The following is a 20,827-nucleotide window of genomic DNA, read 5'->3' on the forward strand; positions in this document are numbered from 1 at the left end:
GGGCACTTTGACACGGACACGCCGCGCCAAAAGAAGGATTTGGCGCATCTGGACCTCAAAGCCGCCCCGCACGGCCTCGGGCAGGCACCGCCCCGGCCAAGCTCGACCCCGGGAAGCGGGCAAACGGGAAGAACAGTCGGCTAGGGGGTCGGGGAAACAGACGGAGCCGGCAGTTCCGGGAATCCCGCCGGGTCAGCCGCCAAGCCGGGAAGAGCGCCGGCTTCCGCACCCCAGAGGGCGGACCGCCGTGCGGCACCTACGAGTCCGGAGATGGCCCACTGGCGGGTCTGGCCCTCACTCAGGGCCACAAGGTCGCCGTAGACCGTCAGCGCCGAGGCTTCCAGCCCTCCGAGGCCGGCGGCGGGCGAGGCAAGGAACGCCGGGGCCATCGTGTATCCGGCTTCGCGTGCCGGAACCGCGGCGCAGTGCATCCTGCTGAGCGCTTCGGCGCCGGCGGCGAGGGCTTCATGCCGGGCCAGCTGCTGCGACGCCGAGGCGGCCGCATCGCCACCCAGCCGCGTCAGTGCCACTTGGTAGCCGTACACGGTTTCCAGCTCGGTCCGCACGGTGGCCGCCAGTGCTCCGGGCAGGGTAGCGGCGCCAGTGTCCTGGCCCGCCGAAGCAGCAGCCTGGGAGGACGACGCCGACGGCGACGAAGGTGCGCTGGTGCACGCGCCGGACAGCTGGGGCGCTGCGGGGTCGGGCGCAGCGGGGGCCGGTGCCCCGGCGGCCGCGGCGAGGGAGGACGCCTGGAGCAGCTGGGCGGTCCCGACGGCGGCCAGCAGCCGGGCCATGCCGCCGTCGGCCACGGCAGCGTCGGCAAGCCGTTGCGATGCGCTGGCCGCCAGCTCGGTCGCGAGGGCGGCGGCGGTAGCGGGCAGGGGATCGGAAGACGGAGACGCGGACGGGGCAGCACTTGACGGCGTACCCGCGGCCGGAGGGAAATCCGGGCCGTCCTGCCCCGGCAGCAGGAGGGCCCTGGCCTGGCTTGTCAGCAAACTCACAGTCCGCGCCACAGCCGGTTGACCGTCGCCCGGGATGGACCGTGCAAGTTCCTCACCGGCGGCCCGCAACCGCATGGTGTCCGTCAGCGCGGCGGACCTCGCCTGTTCGGAAAACGGCGGTTCGGCGGGCTCTTTGGGGCTGCCGGGACTGAACGCCATGCCCAGGCTGACGACCACCAGGGCGAGGCAGGCCAGAAGTGCGATGCGGGGAATGAGGCCCCGCCGCCGCTTTTGCCTGGTGTCGTCTTTCACAACAGACCATGTTGTCATGCCGGCCGGGAACCCCGTGCACCACGGCGCCCGGAAAATCGCTAGGCTAGTAGACACAACATCATCTAGCGGGAGGCGGCCGGCATCATGACCAACGCAGAAGCCACGACTTCAACAGACCGGACCGGGACGGGGAAGGCTGAAGCCGCACCCGCTCACAACTTCGAGGCCGAGCGGCTGCATGCCCTCCTGGAGCCCGAGGTACTGGCAAACCGGCTGTACCTGGAGGACGTTTCCATTCACGTCGCCGGAGCCAACCGGGTGGTCCACGTAGTAGTGGACCTGCCGCAGGAGGAGACCGGGGGCGTCGGCCTCGACGTCATCGCGGAGATCTCCAAGACCCTCTCCGACACCCTGGACAACGATCCCAGCACCGACTCACGCCCCTACGAGCTCGAAGTTTCCTCGCCCGGCGTCGGCCGGCCGCTCACTGAAGAGCGGCACTGGTACCGCGCCCGCGGCCGCATGGTCAAGGTCAACGTCCTGCAGGGTGAGAACGTCACCGGCCGGGTCCAGTCCGTCGACGACGGCGGCGTGACGCTGGTCCCGGAGATCACCGTGAAGAAGGGCATGAAGCCCAAACAGGGCGAGCCCGTGAAGCTTCCTTTCGACAGGATCCGCAGTGGAAAAGTCGAGATAGAGTTCAGCCACCTCGAAGAGGCCGGCCTGGAGAACGCAAACAATGGACCTTCTGAGGAGGCCTAATGGATATTGACATGAGCGCACTGAGACTCCTGGAGCGTGAGCGTGAAATCCCGCTGGATCTCCTGATTCCGACCATCGAGCAGGCCCTGCTGGTGGCCTACCACAAGACGCCGGGCGCCTTCGAGAAGGCCCGGGCCGAGCTGGACCGCAAGAGCGGCCACGTCACCATCTGGGCCACCGAGATCGACGACGACGGCGCCCCGGTCGGCGAATTCGAGGACACGCCCGCGGGCTTCGGACGCATCGCGGCAAGCACCGCACGGCAGATTATCCTGCAGCGCCTCCGGGACGCTGAGGACGACAACGTTTTGGGCCAGTTCAAGGGCCGCGAGGGCGAGCTTGTGGCCGGCACCATCCAGCAGGGCAACAACCCGCACATGATCCAGGTCAACCTGGGCACGGTGGAGGCACTGCTGCCGCCGCCCGAGCAGGTGCCGGGGGAGAAGTACACCCACGGCAACCGTCTCCGCGCCTTCGTGATTGACGTGCACCGCGGCACCAAGGGTCCGTCCATCACGCTGTCCCGGTCCCATCCGGGCCTCGTGCGGAAGCTCTTCGAAATGGAAGTTCCGGAAATTGCGGACCGCTCCGTGGAAATCGTTGCCCTGGCCCGCGAGGCCGGTCACCGCACCAAGATGGCCGTCAAGGCCAACAACCCCGGCATCAACGCCAAGGGTGCCTGCATCGGCGAAATGGGCTCGCGCGTCCGGGCAGTCATGAACGAACTCAACGACGAGAAGATCGACATTGTCGACTACAGCGACGATCCGGCGACGTTCATCGCCAGCGCACTCTCCCCGTCGCGGGTGAATTCGGTCACCATCACGGACGAGGCAACCCGCTCGGCCCGCGTGGTGGTCCCGGACTACCAGCTCTCGCTCGCGATCGGCAAGGAGGGCCAGAATGCCCGCCTCGCCGCCAAGCTCACGGGCTGGCGGATCGACATCGTCTCCGACGCCGCGGTCGCCCGCGACAAATAGGCTCCAACGAAGCGGCCCTGACCACCGCGGACCCCACATCGGGGTCCCGGCTCAGGTCCCGCCCGCCGGCGTCCGGGTTCCCGCAAGTTCGGGGGCCGGGCGCCTGAGGGGCTAGAATAGACATGACCGCGCCTAACGGCCGGTATCCGCGTGTCCTCGACGCGTCCGGGTTGGTCCGGCGAAGCTGTTGTCCTCAACATCATCGCCTGGCAAGCGCCGGAAGCCCGGGGCCGGCAGATATGTACTGGCAGGAAGATACTCGTAAGTGGCACACGTGCAACACCTCGAGAATCAGCCGCAGCGTACCTGCATCGGATGCCGGAAAAAAGGGTCGCGGTCGGAGCTACTCCGGCTCGTCGCCGACGGCAGCGGTTCATCCGCCGTCGTAGTGGATGAACGACGCCGGATGGCTGGCAGGGGTGCATGGCTGCACCCCAGCGAAAAGTGCCTGGCACTGGCGGTCAAACGTCGAGCGTTCGGTCGCGCCCTCAACGGCGCTGCCGGAACGGCCGACGTCGAGCGCCGGATCCTGGCAGGCACGCAAGCCGTGGACACCCCGGTGGCCGCAGCAACAACCGTCCAACCTGAAAGCGGGTCAGAAAACTGATGGAAACCCGATGAGTTCCCAGCGATGAGTGCGCAACGATGACAACTTTGTTGCGCTCTGCAATGGACCTTTCAGCTGCACTCGCGGCGGAGGTCCGCAGTAAGAAGTAGACGGTTCGTGCCTGGCTCGGTGCGGACCGAGACAGGAGAAATGTGGCCAAGGTCCGCGTACATGAGCTTGCTAAAGAGCTCGGTATTACTTCCAAAGATGCAGTAACCAAACTGCAGGAACTGGGCGAATTCGTTCGCTCTGCCTCTTCCACCATTGAGGCCCCCGTTGTGCGTAAACTCCGCAACGCGTTCCCCGACGCAGCAGCAGCTTCGAAGTCTGAAGCGCCTGCGTCCGCCCCCAAGGCACCCGCCAGCCCCTCGGCATCCCGTCCGGCGCCCGCGCCGGCACCGGCTGCTCCGACAGCGCCGGCGGCTGCAGAAACCAAGACTGAAGCTCCGGCACCGGCAGCAGCTGCTCCGGCACCCGCTGCTGCCCCGGCAGCCCCCGCCGCACCGGCAGCACCCGCTGCCCAGGCTCCGGCGGCGCCGTCGACGGGCATCAAGCCCGGCGCGCGTCCGGCACCCAAGGCTGAAACCCCGGCTGCTCCGGCACGCCAGGGCTCGGCACCCCGCCCGGGCGGTCCCCGTCCCGGCAACAACCCGTTCGCCACGTCCCAGGGCATGCCCCGCGGCCGCGGCGGCGACAACGATCGTCCCTCGCGTCCGGGCAACAACCCGTTCGCTCCTTCGCAGGGCATGCCGCGTCCGGGCGGAAGCCGCACCGAGGGCGAACGCCCCGGCGGCCCGCGTCCCGCAGCAGGCGCTGGCGGTCCCCGTCCCGGTGCTCCCCGCACCGGTGGCGCTCCGGGTGCACGCCCGGGTGCTCCGCGTCCGGCCGGCGCAGCTGGCGCCGGCCGTCCGGCAGGGGCCGGCGGAAACCGTCCGACTCCCGGCATGATGCCTAACCGCACCGAACGCCCGGCACCTGCTGGTGCAGGACGTCCCGGCGGCGGAGCCCGCGGTCCGGGACGCCCGGGTGGCGCTCCAGGTACCGGTGCTCCCGGTGCCGGTGGCGGCGCTCCGGCCGGCGGTGGCTTCGGCAAGGGTGGCCGCGGTCGCGGTGGCACCCAGGGTGCTTTCGGCAAGGGCGGCGCAGGCCGTGGCAAGCAGCGCAAGTCGAAGCGTGCCAAGCGCCAGGAACTCGAGCAGATGAGTGCTCCGTCGCTGGGCGGCGTAAGCGTTCCCCGCGGCGACGGCAACACCGTAGTCCGGCTTCGCCGTGGCTCGTCCATCACGGACTTTGCCGACAAGATCGAGGCGAACCCCGCCGCACTGGTGACCGTGCTCTTCCACCTCGGCGAAATGGCTACGGCCACGCAGTCGCTGGATGAAGAGACGTTCGCCCTGCTCGGCGAGGAGCTTGGCTACAAGCTCCAGGTCGTGTCCCCGGAGGACGAGGAGCGCGAGCTCCTGTCCGGCTTCGACATCGACTTCGAAGCCGAACTCGAAGCCGAAGGCGACGAGGAACTTGAGGCACGTCCTCCGGTTGTCACCGTCATGGGTCACGTCGACCACGGTAAGACCCGCCTGCTCGATGCCATCCGCAAGTCCGACGTTATGGCGGGCGAGCACGGCGGCATCACGCAGCACATCGGTGCATACCAGGTCACACACGCTCACGAGGGTACCGATCGCAAGATCACCTTCATCGATACTCCGGGCCACGAGGCGTTCACCGCCATGCGTGCCCGTGGTGCTAAGGTCACCGACATCGCCATCCTGGTGGTTGCAGCGGACGACGGCGTAATGCCGCAGACCATTGAAGCCCTTAACCACGCGCAGGCGGCCAACGTGCCGATCGTCGTGGCCGTGAACAAGATCGACAAGGAAGGCGCCAACCCGGAGAAGGTCCGCGGCCAGCTGACCGAGTACGGACTGGTTCCGGAAGAGTACGGTGGCGACACCATGTTCGTGGAGGTCTCTGCCCGCCAGAACCTGCACATCGACGAGCTGCTCGAGGCCGTCCTGCTCACCGCAGACGCAGCCCTGGACATGCGCGCCAACCCGAACAAGGACGCCCGCGGTATCGCGATTGAAGCCAACCTGGACAAGGGCCGCGGTGCGGTTGCTACTGTCCTGGTTCAGTCCGGCACCCTGAACGTCGGCGACACCATCGTGGCAGGCACGGCCCACGGCCGCGTCCGTGCGATGTTCGACGACGACGGCAGCGCCCTCACCCAGGCGGGTCCGTCCCGCCCCGTGCAGGTGCTGGGTCTGTCCAACGTCCCGCGCGCCGGCGACACCTTCTTCGTGACCGCTGACGAGCGCACCGCCCGCCAGATCGCCGAGAAGCGTGAAGCTGCGGACCGCAACGCCGCCCTGGCCAAGCGCCGCAAGCGCATCAGCCTGGAAGACTTCGACCAGGCCGTCGCCGATGGCAAGATCGACACCCTCAACCTCATCCTCAAGGGTGACGTGTCCGGTGCCGTGGAAGCCCTCGAAGACGCGCTGCTCAAGATCGACGTCGGCGAGGGTGTCCAGCTCCGCGTTATCCACCGCGGTGTCGGTGCGATCACCCAGAACGACGTCAACCTGGCGACGGTCGACAGCGCCGTCATCATCGGCTTCAACGTCAAGCCCGCCGAGCGTGTTGCCGAACTGGCAGACCGCGAAGGCGTGGACATGCGCTTCTACTCCGTCATCTATGCAGCAATCGATGACATTGAGGCAGCCCTCAAGGGCATGCTCAAGCCGGAGTACGAAGAGCACCAGCTTGGCACCGCCGAGGTCCGCGAAGTGTTCCGTTCCTCCAAGTTCGGCAACATTGCAGGCTCGATCGTGCGCTCGGGTGTTATCCGACGCAACGCCAAGGCCCGCATCAGCCGCGACGGCAAGATCATCGGCGACAACCTCACCGTTGAGACGCTCAAGCGCTTCAAGGACGACGCCACCGAGGTCCGCACGGACTTCGAGTGTGGTATCGGTCTTGGTTCGTTCAACGACATCACCGAGGGTGACATCATCGAGACCTTCGAGATGCGCGAAAAGCCGCGCGTCTAAAGTGTCCTAGCGTTAGAGGTGCGGGGCCGCTGGATTCTTTCCGGCGGCCCCGCCCCTTCGCCGGACGGTTTTCGATCTTCGATCGCAAACCGCCCGGCTCCGACAGCGGCGTCAGCCTTCCCAATGCTCGCAAGCTCGCATCGGGTCCCTCGGCGGCCGCCTTGGATGCCACCCAGGCCGCCGGAAAGAATCCAACGGGTCCGTCGTAGACTCGCTTTGGGCGCGTGGCAACAAACCAGAAGTGTGTACGTAAGCCGTTAACGCGCCGTCGTACATCCAAAATTTTTAGGAGTGGAAATGGCTGATCCCGCACGGGCTGCCAAGTTGGCGCAGCGGATTAAGGTTGTTGTTGCTGAGGCGCTGGGCCGGAGGGTTAAGGATCCGCGGCTTGAGGGCGTCACTGTAACCGATGCGCGTGTGACCAACGATCTTCAGCACGCCACGGTCTACTACACGGTGTTCGGTGACCAGCTGGTCCAGGCCGAGGCCGCCAAGGGGCTGGAGAAGGCCAAGGGTGTGCTGCGGCAGGAGGTCGGCCGCAACATCACCGTTCGGCTGACGCCGACTCTGGAATTCATCGCCGACCAGATTCCCGTGGTGGCCTCGAACCTTGAGGAACTGCTGCGCGAAGCGAAGAAGCGCGACGCCGAGGTGGCCGCACTTGCCGCCAGCGCCAAGCACGCCGGCGACGCAGACCCCTACAAGAGCGACACTCCGCAGGACGTGGAGCTCGACGAGGACGACTTCGACGAAGAGGACCTGGACCTTATCGACGAAGACGACGTCGACGAGGACAGCAACAAGTAGTCCAGCGTCGACGCAGTCCCGAACAACGCGTTTTGCACAAGGAAAATGGCCGGCCCCTTTGGGGGGACCGGCCATTTCTGTGAGGCCTCAGGGTCGATCAGTGGCTGTGCAGTTCCACATACATCACCTGGCCGTCGGGCGGGCCGTCGGGTCCGGGCAGTGCGTTGGCCGTGGCGTAGAGGGTTTCCCCGCGGAGGTCCACGTCGGCCGTGAAGCCGGCGGCGAGCACCACTGTCTGTTCGCCCGAATCCGGGTCGATCCTCAGGACCCCTTCGCCGAAGAGCGAGGCAACGTACATGTCGCCGTTGTCGGCCAGGGCGAGTCCCGTGGGCGACATGATGTCCTCCGCAACGAGCTTCACTTCGTCCCCGTCCGGGCTCACCTTGAAGATCGCCCCGCGGGCGCCGAGGGCCGGATCCTCCGGTCCGCCCGGGAGCGTGGTGACATACAGCCAGCCGTCATGCCCGACGGCGACATCGGTCGGGACGGGCTCGAAGTCGTACGTCGTTCCCACGACGCAGTCCGGCAGGCCGTTGGAAGCGGCTGCTTCCGCGGTGATCTTGTATGGCCGCGGCGGGAGTACCGCGACGGTCTTGGTCTTGCCGTTCCCGGTGTCAACGGAGACCACACTGTTGGCCCCGGCATCCGCGACGTAGATGGTTTCATCGGCGAGGGCGATGCCGTACGGGTGCGAATCAATTTCACCCTTGTAAGTCTCTGGCATGTTGGCGGGCAGCTGCGCCGCGCAGCCGTCCGGCAGACTACGGAAGCCGTACCGGTTTGTCTGGTCGGCGTTGTCCTCCGTCTCCAAAGCGGCAAAATCGCCGAGGGTCCGCTGGTGGCCTTCTTCGTCGATAATGCGGATGTGGCCGGCCAGCTCGGCAGGATCGGGCCCGGCGCCCTGGCTCTCCAGGAAATACGTCGAACCGTCCCGCTGTGCGTTGCCCGCCACGCTCCAGTCAGGGTTTTCGTACAAGACTTCCTGGCTCCCCGCGGAGTCGACCCTGGTCAGCCGGCCGGCGAAGGACTCGCTCACCGTCACGGAGCCGTGGTGCCCGGCGCTGAGGTGGAGCGGACCCACCAGCCCGCCGGTGAGCACAACGGGTTCCTTCCCGCCGTCGTTCCCTGCGGTATTCCCGCCGGGGGCCGCGCCGGCGGCTGTCCCGGTCGAGAGGAACACGGCAGCCGTGGCGGCCGTGGCTAGCAATGACAAACTCTTTCTCATGGTTGGCTCCCGTGGCGAGTGATGAAGTATCCACATCGTTGAGACCAATGAGACCGGTATGTTGGCGGCCGGAGAATTCATGGCGGCCCCCTAAAGCGGATATTAGGCCCTCGGAGAGGCAAAGTCGATGGCCCCGCGGCGGGCCAGGGTCGCCCCCAACCGACGGTGTTGCTGGCTATGATCGGACCATGGTCACGCCTCCCTCAGCTCCGGACATCAACCGCTTCCTGGATCAGGCGATCCGGCTCGCCGCCGGGAGTGTGGCTGCGGGCGGCGGACCGTTCGGGGCGCTGGTGGTCACTGCCGACGGGCGCATCCATGAGGGCGTCAACCGGGTCACGCGGGACAACGACCCCACGGCGCACGCCGAAGTGGTGGCCATCCGCACGGCAGCGGCTGCGTCCGCCAACTTCGACCTCAGCGGCGCCGTGCTTTATGCCAGCTGTGAACCGTGCCCGCTGTGCCTCGCCGCGGCCCTCTGGGCCCGTGTGGGCACCGTCTACTTCGCCGCCGACCGCCACGCGGCCGCTGCCGCCGGCTTCGACGACGCGCTGTTCTACGAGTATTTCGACGGGACCAGGCCGGACCTTATGCCGGTGCGCCAAAGGGCAGTCCCGGCGTCGGACGTTCCCTTCCAGGCGTGGCGCGATAACCCGGACCGCATCGAGTACTGAGGCGGCGCCGAAGGGCAGCCGGGGACTTTGGACTCTATGCCCGCCCCGTGCCGGGGCGTCCCATGGAACCATGACTGCGGGGACTCGGGAAGGCGGCGGGCCGTGGCCTCCAGCCTGATCAAGTGCCCCCATTGCGGGAAGACCAACCGGATTCCCGCGGCGGCGGCCGGCCACCCGCGCTGCGGCAACTGCCGCCAGGACCTGCCCTGGATCGTCGACGCCGGCGATGCCGACTTCGCCGTCGTCGCCGAGCAGTCCTCGACTCCTGCCCTGATCGACTTCTGGGCGGCATGGTGCGGACCGTGCCGCATGGTCAGCCCCGTGCTCGACAAGCTGGCCCAGGAACGCGCCGGCCGGGTCAAACTTGTCAAGGTCGACGTCGACAAGTCACCGGCGCTCTCACAGCGCTTCGACATCCAGGCCATTCCGACCATGCTGCTGATCAGGGACGGCAAAGTAGTGGCCCGCCAGGCGGGCGCTCCGCCGGCGGCGGCCCTGCGCCAATGGCTCGACGGTGCGCTGGCGCCGGGCCGCCCGTGACTGTCCCAACGGTGAGGCGGAGACGGGGGGATGGCGAGATGGAGGAAGCGGTGCCTTCAGCGGCGCTTGCTCCTCGCTCCCTTGGCACCCAGGCCGCCCAGGAAGGGCGAGCCCACCCCCAGCAGGAAGCCGAAGTCGTACCAGTTTCCCGCGCGGGCAGAGTTATAGAACGGGAACTCGCTCCACTGCCCGAAGACGTGGGCGATCAGCACGATCCACGCCGTGAGCCCGTTCCAGATGCCCCATAGCAAGTCCTGCCACCACATGTGAACCTCCCTGACCGATCCCGGAAACTCCGATCCCGGCACATCCCGGGACGGCACGCGAAGCGCACGCGATGCGCTCAGGGTAGGCGCTCCGGGCTCCCGGCGGTAGGGGACTGGGGCCCGCTGGTCCCCGGGTCTCAGCCCAGCCGGGACGGGAGCCGGCCGAGGCCTTCCACGAGCTCAGCCTGGCTGCTGCACAGCGCAATCCGGATCCAGCCCTCGCCGATCGAGCCGAAGGCGGTGCCGGGGGCGAAAGCCACCCCGGAGTCGGCCAGGAAGCGGCGGACCCACGAGCGGACGTCCCCGCCGCTGACGTGGGACACATCGGCCCAAAGGTAAAAGGCGCCCTGCGCCGTGAGGAACGGAATTCCCTTGGACTCCAATACTGCCGAGGCGGCGTCCCGGTTGGCCCGGTAGTGCGCGTGGGCGTGGCTGACATAGTCCTGCGGGCCCGTGAGTGCGGCCAGCGCCGCGTACTGCGAAGGCGAGGCGACACAGGAGACAATCGCCTCCATCACGTTGTTCATCTTCTGCTCCAGGCCTGGCGGGCAGATCAGGGCGCCGATGCGCAGGCCGGTCAAGCCGTAGGTCTTGGATAGCGTGAGCGAGGTGAACACGCGGGCTTCGCCCGGGACGTCGCTGTCGAAGCGGGCCGGGCTCACATGCGGAACGTCGTAGGTGAACGCCTCGTAGCATTCGTCGGAGATGATCCACAGATCGTGCCGGACGGCCAGTTCAACGAGGCTGCGGGTGAGCTCTTCGCCCAGGACGGCGCCCAGCGGGTTGGACGGCGAGTTAAGGATCAGCACCTTGGTCCGCGGGGTGATGAGCTCCTCGATGTCCGCGATCCGGGGCTGGAAGTCGTGCCCGGGGTAGAGCGGGTACTGCACCGGGACGGCGTGGAGCAGGCTGCTGGTCATGGCGAACGTGGGATAGCCCGGATTGGGGATCAGTATTTCGTCGCCGGGGGAGAGCAGCAGGCTCATCGCGAAGTGCAGGCCCTGCTGGGCGCCGTCGACGACGTAGACGCGGTCCGCTCCGACCGGCGTCGCGTTGTGCTCACGGAACCTCGCGGCGAACGCCTCGCGCAGGGCCGGGATGCCCGCGTTGGGGGTGTAGTTCGTTTCGTCGCGGTCCAGGCAGGCCATCCCGGCTTCGAGGATGTGGCGGGGGACGGCGAACCCCGGTTCCCCGATGCTCAGGACGATGGCGCCGGGAGTTCCCCAGGCGGCTTCGGTGATCTCGCGGATCTGGTTGATGGGGACGTCGCGGACGTGGGCGGCAAGCTCGGGCATGTCTGCCATCCTAGCCGCCGCGGCCCGCGGCGGCGGGGGACGTGCGCGGCCCCCGGCTCCGGGGGCGGCTCCGGCGCAGATATACTGGGGAGCGTGCTTTCTGGACTGGTAATAGTGGACAAGCCGCAAGGCTGGACCAGCCACGATGTGGTTGGACGGATGCGGCGGCTCGCCGGTACCCGAAAGGTGGGCCACGCCGGAACGCTGGACCCCATGGCTACGGGCGTCCTGGTGGTCGGCATCAACAAGGCCACCCGGCTGCTCACCTATATCGTGGGCACCTCCAAGACCTATACGGCCACCATCCGCCTGGGCGAATCAACTGTCACCGACGACGCCGAGGGCGAGGTCACGGCCACGCGCAGCGCCGCCTCCGTCACCGAGGAAGCAGTGCGCGCCGGCGTCGCGGCCCTGACCGGGGAGATCGAACAGGTTCCCAGCAGCGTCAGCGCCATCAAGGTCAACGGAGAGCGCGCCTACGCGCGGGTCCGGTCCGGTGAAGAGGTCAAGCTGGCCGCCCGGCCGGTCACCATCCACCGCTTCGAGGTGCACGGGCTCCGTCCGGAGCGCGGCGGCGAGGCACTGGACGTGGATGTCCTCGATGTGGATGTCACCGTGGAGTGCTCCTCTGGCACGTACATCCGGGCACTGGCCCGCGACCTCGGCGAGGCGCTCGGCGTCGGCGGCCACCTGACGGCGCTGCGTCGAACCCAGGTGGGCCCCTACACGCTGGACCAGGCCCACACCCTCGAACAGCTCGCCGAAGAGCTGGACGTGCTGGAAATGTCCCAGGCCGCCCGGGCACTGATGCCCAACCGTGAACTCAGTGATGAAGAGACCACGGAGATTTCCTTCGGCCGCAGGATCGCCGCCGGTGCGGCCGCGGGGACTCCGGGTGCAGCCACGCCGGAGAATCCGGCCGCCGGCTTCGCCCCGGACGGGACTCTTGTTGCGCTGCTCGCTGACAAGGGCAGCTACGCCAAACCGGTGCTGGTCTTCGCGCCGGACAACGAGAAGCGTGCTCCGAAACCCCCGACGGCGGAACAGCAGGCCGGGCAGTAGTGGACGCGTATTTTTACATCATTTTGGTGGTCGGGCTGGTCTCCACCGTCATCTGCCTGGCCGCTGGCATCCTCAAGAAGGCCCCGAACGACACAACGATCCTCTCGGTGGCCGCCGTCGAACTGTCCCTGCTTGTGTACCTGGTCGGTTCAATCGTCCGGGTCGCGGCCGGGGAACAGATCGCGGGGGAGCCGTGGGAATTCTGGGGCTACCTGTTGACCGCGCTGCTGCTGCCCGTCGGGGCGGTGTACTGGGCCATCCTGGAACGCACCCGGTGGAGCAACTTCGTGCTGGCCGCCGTCGGCGTCACCGCCCTGGTGATGGCGGCCCGGATGAATCAGATTTGGTACTGACGTGGAAGAGGCAAAGAACGTGACGGCGAAACCTTCGCACGAAGACATCGGAACGACGCCGGGAGCGGTCCCGGCGGACAACGGCTCTGCCGGCGCCACTGCCGGCACCAACGCCGCCGGTTCCGGCCCGGCTGCGGCACCGGCCAGCGCTTCGGCGGCGCGGGACACCCGTAACACCGGCCCCGGCCGGCTCCTGATCGCCGTCTACGCCGTGTTCGCGATCTCGGCGACAGCGCGGGCGGGATACCAGATCCTCACCAAATTCTCCGAAGCCCCCCTGGCCTACCTGCTGTCGGCGTTCGCCGCCGTCGTCTATCTCGTGGCGACGGTGTCCCTCGCGAAGTCCGGCCGCACCTGGTTCAAGGTGTCCGTCGCGGCTGTGCTCGTGGAACTCGTGGGCGTGCTGGTGGTCGGGGCGCTCAGCGTGTTCGACTCCGTGAACTTCCCGCATGAGACCGTCTGGTCCTTGTTCGGCCGCGGTTATGCGTTCATCCCGCTGCTGCTGCCGATCCTGGGCCTGATCTGGCTGTACCGCCGCCGGCCGGCGCCGAAGCAGGCCTAAGCCTCCTCGTCCGGGCGCGGGTCCGCGGGCTGGTCCAGTTCCTGGAACAGCGTGATTTGGAGCCCGGCAGGGCCGTTCAGCCGTGCGTTCAGCGAGCGCCACGGCGTCTCCCGTGGTTCCGCGATGAGCGTGCCGCCCGCTTCCACGAGGTCCCGGGTCGCTGATGCCGCGTCGTCAACTTCGAAGGCAACCCGGATCCGGGCGCTCGGCTGACCGTCAGCTTCCACCTGGTCGATGTACTTGACCTGCGCGGGGTTGGAGAGCTCCAGGGTGGCCCGACCCGCTTCCAGGATTGTGATGCGCGCGTCCCCCTCGCTGGGGACCACCTCGCGTTCCACGAGTCCGAGAACATCCCGGTAGAAGGTCAGGGCGGCGTCGAAGTCCTCAGTTTCGACGACGAGGCGCAGCTGCCGGACGGGAGGCGGGGCGTGGTTGTCGGTAGTCATACCGGAACCCTAGGACGGATTATTCCTGTGCGGAATGCCCGCTTTCCTCGCTGCCGCCCGGGCGGACGTTTGGGCTCAGTCCTTCCCGTCGTCGAGCCCCGTGAGTCTGCGGCGAAGGCCCGGCCAGGCCGCCCCGAAACCGGGGTGCAGCTCCTTGTCTGCGACGTGCTCAACCGGCACCCACTGCAGCTCCAGGCTTTCCGGGTCGCTGATTTCCGGGTCGAACGCTTCCACGACTTCGACGGCGACGGTCGTGTAGGTCCAGTAGCCGACGTCGAACACCGAGGTGAACAGGACCCGGACGTTTTCCGGCGGGACGGCAGCTTCTTCCTTCGCCTCGCGCAAGGCGCCTTGGACTGCTTCTTCGCCTTGGTGCAGGGCGCCGCCAGGGAGTCCCCAGGTGCCGCCCTGATCGCTCCACAGGGCGCGGTGCTGCAGCAGGATGCCCTTTTCGGGGTCATGAACCAGCAGCCCCGCCGAGCCGAAGCGCCCCCAGAACCGTCCGCGGTCGCCCTCAACCCAGGCATCGCCGGGATCACGGGGACCGAGGGGACGGCGCAGCTCGAAAGGCAGCTCGGTGGAATGAGCTACGCCGGGCCGCACATTCCCGGGGTGAGCGTCGTCGGGTAGGGCCGCACTGGAAGTCGGGGCGACAGAGCTGTCCATGCCCTCAGTGTGCCACGGGCACTGCTCGTCCTTGGAGAAGTGTGACCCCGCGGGACTGGCCGGTCCGACGGGTTGCGCGCAGGGTGGGCGCGGCGGGATCCATCCGCCGATTGCGGGCGGTTTCCCGTCTTTGTCGCAGCAGACTGGCGTTGAGATTCAATCCAACACCGTCGATACCCGCCCCGCCGTTCCGGTCGGGGTTCGCCAACGGAAACTGCCGGCCAACATTTCAGTTATCCACATACGGGAATCAATTAGGTCCACCAGAGCTGGAATCGGGAAGCATTGGGAGTGGGCCCACATTGCAGCCGGGGCAGCGGATCACTCACCGGGCCTGGTGATCACAGCTTCTCTACACTCGAATTTTCTACGGGAGATTCCACAAAGTTCCGGCCCCAGAACGTTAAAGCCTCAAGGAAGAACTCGGCCATGAAAGCCAGTGAAGATGTCATCCTGCCACAGGCCACCCGGCCTGGTGCCGGGTTGCTCTTTGCGATTCCCCGGCCGTCGCCCGTTACACGCGAGGCGGTTGATGTGGACTGCGCCCTGGAGACGGCGCTTGCCCTGCTGCGCTCTTGCACCGGGAAGGCCGTGCCGGATGCGGCGCTGTTCGGGGTGACCGAAGCCACGGACTTTGCCGGCCGCGTGGAGGAGCTGTCGTGTGGTTGACTTCCTGCAGCTTGTGGCCGGGGGCGGTCGACCGGACCCGGAGCCAGGCAGCGGCCGGAGCGAGGACCGCTGCGGCGAAGGTTGGTACCGACGCGCCCGCCGGCTGGTTGACGGGCTGGAACCCCAAACCGAGTACTTCGGTGGTTGCCCCGTCGGGCCTGACCTGGAACACCGGGTCGGAGGGCGCGGATCCTTCACCGGAATGGGTGGACGACGGATACCGGAAGACCGCAGAATTCCTGCGGGCGCGGCTGCGGATCAGCGCCGCGGAAGCCAGGCGCCGCCTCGCCCTCGCCGCGGATGTTCTGCCGCGCACCGGCATGTCATTCCAGCCCCTGCCTGCCGCGAGGGAGGAGCTCGCTGCGGGTGTTGCCGCCGGGGACATCGCCTCACGTGCGGCGTCGATCGTCTGCCTGTCCCTCGAGCGGGTCCGGCACGTGTCCCCGCCCCACGATGCCGCCCGGATGGAGCATGCCTTGGCCCGGACAGCGGTAGAGAACGACCAAGATTTCCTGACCAGGATCGCCAAGCGCTGGACGGACGCCTTAGACCAGGACGGCGCGGAACCCAGCGAACAGGCGTTGCGCCAGCGCCACGGCGCCTTCATCCGACGGGCCCGTCGTGGACTGCACCACATGGAAATCTTCGCCACAACAGACCAGTTCGAACAGTTGGTCACGGTCATGAACGTAGCCACCAACCCGCGGACCAGCGCTTTATCCCGTTCCGACCTGGGCGCGGACGCGGCGGCCGCCGCCGCCACAAGCGGGTCCGATACCGGGGGTGACGCCGACGCTGATGCCGCCGTCGACTGCGCTGCGGACGCCGCCCTAGCGGAACGTCTGGATCAGCGCACCCGGCCCCAGAGGCTCCTTGACGGCCTTGTCGGAGCCTGCAAGGCAGCCCTCGCCGCCGGAGACCTGCCGGCCGCGGGAGGGCTGCGCCCGCAGGTAATGGTCACCATTGACTACCGCGACCTGCTGGAACGGCTCGGAGGAGCCGACGCGGAAGCCCGCGGTCCTGGCTCCAACGCAGGAACGCTGATGTTCACCGGCCCTATCACCGCCGCGACAGTGCGCAAGATCGCCTGCGACGCCGACATCATCCCTATTGTGCTGGGCGGAAAAGGCCGGATCCTCGACATCGGCCGCACGTCGCGGGTCTTCCCGCCGCACATCCGCAAGGCCATCACCGCGAGGGACGGGGGCTGCGCCTTTCCCCAGTGCACTATCCCGGCGCCTTGGTGCGAGGCCCACCACATCGACTATTGGTCCCGCGGCGGGAGCACCGGGACCGGCAACGGAGCGCTGCTCTGCTCGCATCACCACCACTTGATACACAAAGAGCAGTGGACCATTCAGCTGCGAAGCGGCGTTCCATGGTTTGTACCGCCACCGCACCTTGATCCGAGCCAGGTACCACGGCGGAACCGGTTCTTCCGGCTTGAGTGAGACCTTCGGTGCGGACAAGAAACGGTCGGGCGGAGTCAGCCCGTCGGTGCGGAGGCTCTGAAGGGGAGCGGCTCGCCGACGTCGAACGGAACCGCACCCTGCGCCGGAGTTTGGGTCAGCCAGCCGTTCTCCTGCTTGCCGGCGTAAATCAGCATCCGCTGGCTCCGCCCAAGCGGATCGCCGTCCGGATAGGAGACTCCTGCGGAGCACGTCACCGGCGTGGATGCGATGCGGAGCGGTGCTGGACCGGGATCACCTTTGAGGACGGTCTCGACCTCCAGGACATAGACGTTCGCCCTATAGCCGTAGATGAGTGTCTCGCCGTCCACCCGAACGGGCTTGCCGATCAGCACGAGGGCAGCCTGATCGAACTGCGCCTGGGGCGTCTCGAAGTGGATCCAATCGACGCAAGTCTCGGACGTTGTGGGCAGCAGAGCGCAACCACCCACCAGGCCGCACGCCAGAAGTCCCACGCTCGCCGCTTGCCAAGGTCTTCGCATGCTCAGAACATATCCGCCGTGGCAACCGCGGTCTACGGGAGAGCTGATTCGTGAACGGGGAGGGCGAACGTTCGCGGGCAGCGGGCTCAACCTGGACTAGCGGAACTGCGCAAAGACCCTCATCGGTTCCGGGCGGAAATCGGAGCCTTCGGTGAAGCCGAGGGCCTCATAGAAGGCGCGCTGTCCGGGCTCGTTGTCCGTGAGCAGCACCATTTGCCGGACGTGCCCGTAGCGCGCCTGCACAGCTTCCAGCAGCGCGCGGCCGGCACCGGATTTCTGGAATGCCGGATCCACCAGGATGTCCTGCACGTAACAGATCGTCGCGTCGTCCGAGACCGCACGGGCCAGCCCGACCAGGCCGCCGTTGGCAGCCCGGGCCAGGACAACGAAGGAAGATCCCCGGATGGCGCTGACGAGCACGTCGGGGTCCCGGGTGTAGGCGGTCCAGCCCACGGACTCGTACAGCGACAGCACCTCGGAATCGGAATCAGGTGGGCCGGCAAGGACGGTGAACTCTGGCATCGGATCAGTGTCGCACACAGGCATTCCCGACAGCCCGGGCGGAAGGTGCTAGCGTATCGCCGATGCGCTAGACGCGGCCGGGCCTGCGTGGCGCCAAATCCAGGGGGACGAATCATGAACACATCCGTGAACGCCGCCGTGAGTATCCGCCAGTGCACGGCGGGCGATCTTGCCGCGCTGGGCCTGCACGAACCTCCGAACGCGAGGATCGCCGCAGGCTTCCTCGATCGTCAGACTGCCGGGGATCTGATCTATGCCACGGCGTGGACCGGAGAGGCCCCGCACGGCGGGGCGGTGCTGGATTTCCGTGCCGGGCCCGTCCCTGAGCTCAAGAATCTCTTCGTGTATTCCGGGAGCAGGAGAGCGGGGATCGGCCGGGCGCTCTGCCTCTGGCTGGAGGATCAGGCGAGGCTGGCAGGACACAGTGGCATCATCCTCGGAGTCGAGCCCGGCAATGCAGCAGCCCGGAATCTCTACGAGGACCTTGGCTACCGGCCCACCGGCGACGTCTCGACTTATTCGTACGAATACCTGGATACTGCAGGCAACCGAACTGTCGCCACGAAAACGGCTGAAATGTATCTCAAGCCCCTGGCAGCCCCCGCGGCCGGGGACGTTTCCGAGGAAGATGACGCTCCCGCGGCGGTTGACGCTCCGGCTGCCTCCAAACCAACCCGGGCCGAACCTTCCCGGGTCCTCTTCTACGGGGTGACGGGCAGCGGCAAGTCGTCCGCCGCCCGCGCCTACGCGCAGGCCACGGGATTGCCTGAATTCTCGGCGGACGATGACATCGGCTGGCTGCCCGGGTGGCAGCAGCGCACCGTCGAGGAGCAAAGGGACATCGCCGCCGCAATTGCAGCCCAGGACCGCTGGGTGCTGGACAGCGCCTACGGGGTCTGGCGGGACGTTGTGCTGCCGCGGGCGGAGCTCGTCGTCGGCCTGGATTATCCGCGCTGGCTCTCGCTGGCCAGGCTGGTCCGCCGCTCGCTCCGGCGGGCTTGGACCCGCGAACCCGTCTGCAACGGCAATTCCGAAACCCTGGTCCGGCTCTTCGCCGAAGACTCGATTATCCGCTGGCATTTCCGGTCGTTCACCAGGAAGCGGCAGGTCATGCGGGGCCTCCAGGCCGACCCCGAAACGCCGCCCGCGGTCCTCTTCCGCCATCCCCGGCAGCTCGACGCGTGGCTCGCACAGTTGCCGGCGCAGGCACCCGCCGAGTCTGCGGGCGCCGGGCGGGCCGAAAGCCTCTGACCGCACGACGGCGGACGGCGGCTACGCTGGATTCATGGCTGGACTCAAGGCTCCGCGAGGCCTGCGGGAGGCGGAACGAGCTACCCTGCTGAGGGCCGTGAAAGCATTCCACACCTTTGCATGGTTCACCATTGAGGCCTGCATGGTCTACGTCTTGTACGCCGGTGCCCGCGGCCGCACCGACCGGAGAGTGGGCCTGGCAGCCGGCGTCGTGACCGCCGAGACCCTCGTCTTTGCCGCCAACGGTTTCCATTGCCCGCTGACCGCCGTGGCCAAGGACCTGGGCGACGAAACGGGCTCTGTCACCGACATCTATCTGCCGCGGTGGTTGGCAAAGAACCTCCCGGGCATCCACGTTCCACTGATTCTGGCCGCCGTGCTGCTGCACTGGCGCAACTACCGGGCGGGCGGGGGCACCACTGCGAGGAATGGCCGCAGGGCCGCGCGCGTTAGCCCAGGCGGTGCGCCCGAAGCGGCCGGGTACAGCTAGAGCAGCGGGTTACCGTTGAGATCGACGCGGAAGTCCTCGATCACCTTGTTTGTGGCCGTATCGATGATGATCACGGAGTCTGCAGGCCAGGACGGGTCGGGAACGACGGTGTAAGGAACATCCGGAATCAGGGTGGCCCGCCCGGCGTCGTTGATCTTTCGGCTGAAGGCATCCACTACCTTGTTGGTCCGGGTGTTGATGGCCACTGTTTCCTGGGGGAGGCCCGCAGTGTTGCCGCTGGCCGGCGTTGCGTTCCACCAGCCTTCGTAGCCGCCCACGGCCGGTTCCGACGACGCCGGCGTGGAAGCCGGCGGAGTTCCGGCTGCTTTGGCCGCGCCGCCGCATGCGCTCAGCGACACCCCGGCCGCGAGAATCACACTAACGGCGGCAAGGCGCCGTGCTTCAGCTTTGTACCCCAAGATGATGTCCCCCAACATTGTTCGCCGCCGGAGATCCCCCGGCGCGGATGGGATGACCCTACCAGCCCCGTCACCTCACGGAGCGTGCGCAGGAGACCGCGACGCGGGCCAGGGATCGGCTTGGCGACCGCCCGGCGATCGGCCGTCGATCCTTGGCCCGTGCCCGCCCTACTTCTTTCCGAACAGGCCGCCCAGGATCCCGCCGAATCCGCCAGGGCCGTCGTCCTCATTCTTACGCTCCGCCGGCTGGCTCTCGGGAAGGTCGACGTCGATCAACTCACCGGGGCGCGGCGCGCCGCCAGTGGGCTGGCCCTGCGGGTAGGTCCGAGGCTCCAGCGGCGAATCCTGTCCGGTGTCCGGAACGGCCGCCTGCGAGGACGGCTGGCCCCCGCCGAACAGGCCGCCCAGCAGATCGCCCAGACCGCCCATCCCGCCGGCGCCGCCGGCAGCAGCGCCGCCGCCCAGGATCCCGCCCAGAATTCCGCCGAGGTCAATGCCGCCAGCCCCAGCCTCGCCGGCGCCTCCAGCGCCAGCCTCGGACGACTGTCCGCGGCCACCGAGGACCTTGTTGGCGAGGTAGGACATCACGATCGGGGCCAGGATCGGCAGCAGCTTCTTGATCAGGTCGCCACCCACGCCGCCGAACTGGGACGTCCCGGCCAGCTGGCTGGCCACCTGGTCCTGCTGCCCGCCGAAAACGTGACTCACGATCTTCTCGCCGTCCGCGGTGTCCACCTGAGAGACATCCACCCCGCCCTCCAACAGCCCGTCCTGGTGCTGGCTGAGCGCTGACTCCAGCGAGGCGGCGCCGTCGGAGGCCTGCACGTTGTTCTGCATGCCGGCCAGCAGCGTGGGCACTGCCGCCTCCACTGCGGTCTGGGCGGTCTGCCGGTCGGTGCCGAGCAGGCCGGCAATCTGGTCCATCGGAATCTGCCGCAGGATGTCTTGGAGCTCGCTCATGGGTACTCCTTCAGCCGCAGCTCAGTGCGGCCTCGCTGGAAGCGGCGCCTGCA

Annotated in this window: 24 protein-coding genes; 14 read left to right on the plus strand and 10 right to left on the minus strand. The window is 67.6% G+C overall.

Annotated features, from left to right (window positions below; all coding sequences use genetic code 11):
* Positions 1-140 precede the first annotated feature (140 nt).
* A complete protein-coding gene (locus AC1DF4_RS11340) occupies positions 141-1,274 on the minus strand; it encodes a DUF4439 domain-containing protein (protein ID WP_476912992.1) in 1,134 nt (377 codons plus the stop codon).
* 87 nt (positions 1,275-1,361) lie between these two features.
* Between AC1DF4_RS11340 and AC1DF4_RS11345 the strand changes: the two genes are divergently transcribed.
* From AC1DF4_RS11345 to rbfA, 5 genes are all read left to right on the plus strand, one after another.
* Positions 1,362-1,979 (plus strand): ribosome maturation factor RimP, encoded by a 618-nt coding sequence (locus AC1DF4_RS11345; protein WP_441405500.1) that lies wholly within the window; start codon positions 1,362-1,364, stop codon positions 1,977-1,979.
* Entirely contained in the window at positions 1,979-2,959 is a 981-nt protein-coding gene (nusA, locus tag AC1DF4_RS11350) for a transcription termination factor NusA (protein ID WP_476912993.1), read from the plus strand. The genes AC1DF4_RS11345 and nusA overlap by 1 nt, the downstream gene beginning before the upstream one ends.
* Before the next feature lie 265 nt (positions 2,960-3,224).
* Positions 3,225-3,566, plus strand: coding sequence for a YlxR family protein (locus AC1DF4_RS11355; protein ID WP_348994562.1), 342 nt, complete (start codon positions 3,225-3,227; stop codon positions 3,564-3,566).
* Between the two features lie 152 nt (positions 3,567-3,718).
* Entirely contained in the window at positions 3,719-6,616 is a 2,898-nt protein-coding gene (gene infB / locus AC1DF4_RS11360; protein WP_476912994.1) for a translation initiation factor IF-2, read from the plus strand.
* Between the two features lie 297 nt (positions 6,617-6,913).
* On the plus strand, positions 6,914-7,423 hold the full coding sequence (gene rbfA / locus AC1DF4_RS11365) for a 30S ribosome-binding factor RbfA (protein WP_476912995.1): 510 nt from the start codon (positions 6,914-6,916) through the stop codon (positions 7,421-7,423).
* Positions 7,424-7,520: 97 nt separating this feature from the next.
* On the opposite strand, the gene AC1DF4_RS11370 is transcribed toward rbfA, so the two are convergent.
* Complete coding sequence (locus tag AC1DF4_RS11370) at positions 7,521-8,648, minus strand: ScyD/ScyE family protein (protein ID WP_476912996.1); 1,128 nt, start codon at positions 8,646-8,648, stop codon at positions 7,521-7,523.
* A 188-nt stretch (positions 8,649-8,836) separates the two neighbouring features.
* Between AC1DF4_RS11370 and AC1DF4_RS11375 the strand changes: the two genes are divergently transcribed.
* A complete protein-coding gene (locus tag AC1DF4_RS11375) occupies positions 8,837-9,322 on the plus strand; it encodes a nucleoside deaminase (protein WP_476912997.1) in 486 nt (161 codons plus the stop codon).
* Between the two features lie 102 nt (positions 9,323-9,424).
* Positions 9,425-9,862 carry a thioredoxin gene (trxA, locus tag AC1DF4_RS11380; protein WP_476912998.1) on the plus strand — a complete coding sequence of 146 codons (438 nt, stop codon included), beginning with the start codon at positions 9,425-9,427 and terminating at the stop codon, positions 9,860-9,862.
* Between the two features lie 56 nt (positions 9,863-9,918).
* Here trxA and AC1DF4_RS11385 read toward each other — a convergent pair whose 3' ends face one another.
* Both AC1DF4_RS11385 and AC1DF4_RS11390 read right to left on the minus strand, forming a co-directional pair.
* The gene (locus AC1DF4_RS11385) at positions 9,919-10,128 is read right to left on the minus strand and encodes a hypothetical protein (protein WP_476912999.1); all 210 of its coding nucleotides are present in this window, start codon (positions 10,126-10,128) and stop codon (positions 9,919-9,921) included.
* A gap of 137 nt (positions 10,129-10,265) precedes the next feature.
* Complete coding sequence (locus AC1DF4_RS11390) at positions 10,266-11,423, minus strand: pyridoxal phosphate-dependent aminotransferase (RefSeq protein ID WP_476913000.1); 1,158 nt, start codon at positions 11,421-11,423, stop codon at positions 10,266-10,268.
* A gap of 93 nt (positions 11,424-11,516) precedes the next feature.
* On the opposite strand from AC1DF4_RS11390, the gene truB reads away from it, so the two are divergent.
* The 3 genes from truB to AC1DF4_RS11405 are packed head-to-tail and all read left to right on the plus strand — an operon-like array spanning position 11,517 to position 13,400.
* Complete coding sequence (gene truB / locus AC1DF4_RS11395) at positions 11,517-12,485, plus strand: tRNA pseudouridine(55) synthase TruB (protein ID WP_476913001.1); 969 nt, start codon at positions 11,517-11,519, stop codon at positions 12,483-12,485.
* The gene (locus AC1DF4_RS11400) at positions 12,485-12,838 is read left to right on the plus strand and encodes a hypothetical protein (RefSeq protein ID WP_441405491.1); all 354 of its coding nucleotides are present in this window, start codon (positions 12,485-12,487) and stop codon (positions 12,836-12,838) included. The genes truB and AC1DF4_RS11400 overlap by 1 nt, the downstream gene beginning before the upstream one ends.
* 19 nt (positions 12,839-12,857) lie before the next feature.
* Positions 12,858-13,400, plus strand: a complete 543-nt coding sequence (locus AC1DF4_RS11405; protein WP_476913002.1) for a hypothetical protein — start codon at positions 12,858-12,860, stop codon at positions 13,398-13,400.
* Here the strand turns inward: AC1DF4_RS11405 and AC1DF4_RS11410 are convergent.
* Together AC1DF4_RS11410 and AC1DF4_RS11415 are read right to left on the minus strand one after the other, a co-directional pair.
* On the minus strand, positions 13,397-13,846 hold the full coding sequence (locus tag AC1DF4_RS11410) for a VOC family protein (RefSeq protein ID WP_476913003.1): 450 nt from the start codon (positions 13,844-13,846) through the stop codon (positions 13,397-13,399). The genes AC1DF4_RS11405 and AC1DF4_RS11410 overlap by 4 nt on opposite strands.
* A 75-nt stretch (positions 13,847-13,921) precedes the next feature.
* Entirely contained in the window at positions 13,922-14,512 is a 591-nt protein-coding gene (locus tag AC1DF4_RS11415; RefSeq protein WP_476913004.1) for an NUDIX domain-containing protein, read from the minus strand.
* Positions 14,513-14,941: 429 nt separating this feature from the next.
* Here AC1DF4_RS11415 and AC1DF4_RS11420 point away from each other — a divergent pair, with 429 nt between their 5' ends.
* Positions 14,942-15,181 (plus strand): hypothetical protein, encoded by a 240-nt coding sequence (locus AC1DF4_RS11420; protein ID WP_476913005.1) that lies wholly within the window; start codon positions 14,942-14,944, stop codon positions 15,179-15,181.
* Positions 15,178-16,632, plus strand: a complete 1,455-nt coding sequence (locus AC1DF4_RS11425) for an HNH endonuclease signature motif containing protein (protein ID WP_476913006.1) — start codon at positions 15,178-15,180, stop codon at positions 16,630-16,632. The genes AC1DF4_RS11420 and AC1DF4_RS11425 overlap by 4 nt, the downstream gene beginning before the upstream one ends.
* A 35-nt stretch (positions 16,633-16,667) precedes the next feature.
* Here AC1DF4_RS11425 and AC1DF4_RS11430 read toward each other — a convergent pair whose 3' ends face one another.
* On the minus strand, positions 16,668-17,105 hold the full coding sequence (locus AC1DF4_RS11430) for a hypothetical protein (RefSeq protein ID WP_476913007.1): 438 nt from the start codon (positions 17,103-17,105) through the stop codon (positions 16,668-16,670).
* A 123-nt stretch (positions 17,106-17,228) separates the two neighbouring features.
* Entirely contained in the window at positions 17,229-17,654 is a 426-nt protein-coding gene (locus AC1DF4_RS11435) for a GNAT family N-acetyltransferase (protein WP_476913008.1), read from the minus strand.
* Positions 17,655-17,768: 114 nt separating this feature from the next.
* Between AC1DF4_RS11435 and AC1DF4_RS11440 the strand changes: the two genes are divergently transcribed.
* Both AC1DF4_RS11440 and AC1DF4_RS11445 read left to right on the plus strand, forming a co-directional pair.
* Positions 17,769-18,905 (plus strand): GNAT family N-acetyltransferase, encoded by a 1,137-nt coding sequence (locus AC1DF4_RS11440; RefSeq protein WP_476913009.1) that lies wholly within the window; start codon positions 17,769-17,771, stop codon positions 18,903-18,905.
* Positions 18,906-18,939: 34 nt separating this feature from the next.
* Positions 18,940-19,395 (plus strand): hypothetical protein, encoded by a 456-nt coding sequence (locus tag AC1DF4_RS11445; RefSeq protein ID WP_476913010.1) that lies wholly within the window; start codon positions 18,940-18,942, stop codon positions 19,393-19,395.
* Here AC1DF4_RS11445 and AC1DF4_RS11450 read toward each other — a convergent pair.
* Together AC1DF4_RS11450 and AC1DF4_RS11455 are read right to left on the minus strand one after the other, a co-directional pair.
* Complete coding sequence (locus tag AC1DF4_RS11450) at positions 19,392-19,814, minus strand: hypothetical protein (protein WP_476913011.1); 423 nt, start codon at positions 19,812-19,814, stop codon at positions 19,392-19,394. The two genes, AC1DF4_RS11445 and AC1DF4_RS11450, sit on opposite strands and share 4 nt — an antisense overlap.
* 168 nt (positions 19,815-19,982) lie before the next feature.
* Positions 19,983-20,774 carry a DUF937 domain-containing protein gene (locus AC1DF4_RS11455; protein WP_476913012.1) on the minus strand — a complete coding sequence of 264 codons (792 nt, stop codon included), beginning with the start codon at positions 20,772-20,774 and terminating at the stop codon, positions 19,983-19,985.
* Positions 20,775-20,827 lie beyond the last annotated feature (53 nt).

It is taken from the genome of Arthrobacter sp. 05N429 (genome assembly GCF_056397045.1).

Bases quoted from the DNA above. Each gene is read 5' to 3' on its own strand.
- AC1DF4_RS11340 (WP_476912992.1), bottom strand. From the start codon at position 1,274: ATGACAACATGGTCTGTTGTGAAAGACGACACCAGGCAAAAGCGGCGG.
- AC1DF4_RS11345 (WP_441405500.1), top strand. From the start codon at position 1,362: ATGACCAACGCAGAAGCCACGACTTCAACAGACCGGACCGGGACGGGG.
- nusA (WP_476912993.1), top strand. From the start codon at position 1,979: ATGGATATTGACATGAGCGCACTGAGACTCCTGGAGCGTGAGCGTGAA.
- rbfA (WP_476912995.1), top strand. From the start codon at position 6,914: ATGGCTGATCCCGCACGGGCTGCCAAGTTGGCGCAGCGGATTAAGGTT.
- AC1DF4_RS11370 (WP_476912996.1), bottom strand. From the start codon at position 8,648: ATGAGAAAGAGTTTGTCATTGCTAGCCACGGCCGCCACGGCTGCCGTG.
- AC1DF4_RS11375 (WP_476912997.1), top strand. From the start codon at position 8,837: ATGGTCACGCCTCCCTCAGCTCCGGACATCAACCGCTTCCTGGATCAG.
- AC1DF4_RS11385 (WP_476912999.1), bottom strand. From the start codon at position 10,128: ATGTGGTGGCAGGACTTGCTATGGGGCATCTGGAACGGGCTCACGGCG.
- AC1DF4_RS11390 (WP_476913000.1), bottom strand. From the start codon at position 11,423: ATGCCCGAGCTTGCCGCCCACGTCCGCGACGTCCCCATCAACCAGATC.
- AC1DF4_RS11410 (WP_476913003.1), bottom strand. From the start codon at position 13,846: ATGACTACCGACAACCACGCCCCGCCTCCCGTCCGGCAGCTGCGCCTC.
- AC1DF4_RS11415 (WP_476913004.1), bottom strand. From the start codon at position 14,512: ATGGACAGCTCTGTCGCCCCGACTTCCAGTGCGGCCCTACCCGACGAC.
- AC1DF4_RS11420 (WP_476913005.1), top strand. From the start codon at position 14,942: ATGAAAGCCAGTGAAGATGTCATCCTGCCACAGGCCACCCGGCCTGGT.
- AC1DF4_RS11435 (WP_476913008.1), bottom strand. From the start codon at position 17,654: ATGCCAGAGTTCACCGTCCTTGCCGGCCCACCTGATTCCGATTCCGAG.
- AC1DF4_RS11440 (WP_476913009.1), top strand. From the start codon at position 17,769: ATGAACACATCCGTGAACGCCGCCGTGAGTATCCGCCAGTGCACGGCG.
- AC1DF4_RS11445 (WP_476913010.1), top strand. From the start codon at position 18,940: ATGGCTGGACTCAAGGCTCCGCGAGGCCTGCGGGAGGCGGAACGAGCT.
- AC1DF4_RS11455 (WP_476913012.1), bottom strand. From the start codon at position 20,774: ATGAGCGAGCTCCAAGACATCCTGCGGCAGATTCCGATGGACCAGATT.